The organism is Paenibacillus albiflavus, from assembly GCF_004344915.1.
In the GTDB taxonomy this organism is placed as follows: Bacteria; Bacillota; Bacilli; order Paenibacillales; family NBRC-103111; genus Paenibacillus_AM; species Paenibacillus_AM albiflavus.
This window is the reverse complement of record NZ_SKFG01000077.1, coordinates 1-453: the sequence shown is the minus strand read 5'-3', so window position 1 is coordinate 453 and position 453 is coordinate 1. Positions and strand designations below refer to the sequence as shown.

The following is a 453-nucleotide window of genomic DNA, read 5'->3' as shown; positions in this document are numbered from 1 at the left end:
CCTACGTGTTACTCACCCGTCCGCCGCTAAGCTATCCCCGAAGGAATAACTCCGCTCGACTTGCATGTATTAGGCACGCCGCCAGCGTTCGTCCTGAGCCAGGATCAAACTCTCCATTAAAGGCGAGCTGATTTGCTCAAAATTTCTTGCTAGCTTGTCTCGATCATAAGCACCGAAGTGTTACTCTCTCGACGTTGTTGAGATTATTAATCTCATTTATTTCTTCACTCGTTGTTCAGTTTTCAAAGGACAATTTCTTTCGTTTCTATCATCTCGTTACTTGCGAGACAACTTTTATATCATATCACTTGGTTCGTGTTTTTGTCAAGAACTTTTTAATTTCTTTTTTTCAAGGAGTCAATCGATTATCGATTGTTTCCTTCAAACATCAGCACGTCTACCGAAGTGACAAGGAGTATCATATCAAATACTAGAGTCTAGCGCAACCCTTTT

General features: G+C 41.3%; 1 rRNA gene. It reads right to left on the bottom strand.

Annotated elements, in window-relative coordinates:
• Positions 1-120: ribosomal RNA gene (locus tag E0485_RS24440) — 16S ribosomal RNA — on the bottom strand; the annotation flags it as partial.
• Between the last annotated feature and the right edge of the window lie 333 nt (positions 121-453).